1 protein-coding gene is annotated in these 740 nt (G+C 71.6%); it reads right to left on the reverse strand.

Features of this window, described 5'->3' with window-relative positions; genetic code table 11:
- Nucleotides 1-666, reverse strand: a 666-nt coding sequence (locus ABD823_RS34465) for a transposase family protein (protein ID WP_344867161.1), incomplete at its 3' end; no start/stop codon positions are given.
- Nucleotides 667-740: the final 74 nt, after the last annotated feature.

Raw genomic sequence — 740 nt, forward strand, 5'->3', positions numbered from 1 at the left:
CGCGGCGGCGCGTTCCCCGATCGCCCGGATGCGGGCGTGGGAGCGGTTGACGGCCTTCTGGTGGCGCGACAGGCGCAGCCGGTGCCGGTGGCGCTTGAACGGCGTGCGGATCACACCGCCCGCGCCCTGGTACCCCCGGTCGGCGAAGACCGGGACACCGGCGCCGGTCAGAGCGTCGATCAAGCCGGTCCGCCGGGCCGCGGTCAGATCGTGTACCGCCCCGGGCAGCGCGGGCGAGACCCACACCAGGCGGCCGGCCGGATCGGCGAGGAACTGAACGTTGACCCCGTGCCGGCGGTGTTTGCCGCTGTAGTACGGCGCATCGTCGGCCAGCCGGTCGATCGGCAGGAGCGTGCCGTCCAGAACGGCATAGGCCAGGCGGGAAGCTTTACGTGCGGCGGTGTGCACGTCGTCGGCCAGGGCGGCGACCAGGTCGACGCTCTCCTGCACGTACCGCCAGGCGGTGGTGGTGCCGATGGCGAACCCGCTGCTCAGGCGGGCGTAGGTGTCACCGTTGCGCAGATGCGCCAGGACCAGAAGGGCTTGTTGCCCAGGGCCGAGACGGCGCCAGCGGGAGCGGCGTTGCGCGCGATGGGCGCGGATCAGGCCGGCCAGGCGGACAAGGGTGCGGTTGGACAGCGGAATCGCGGCACGGTATGACAGCAACGAGGCTCCCGGTTGGGGCATCGGATCTTGGTCGACTGCTGTCTTACCGGGAGCCTCGTCTCATCCGCTACCGC

It is taken from the genome of Planomonospora alba (assembly GCF_039534085.1).
Taxonomy (GTDB): Bacteria; Actinomycetota; Actinomycetes; order Streptosporangiales; family Streptosporangiaceae; genus Planomonospora_B; species Planomonospora_B alba.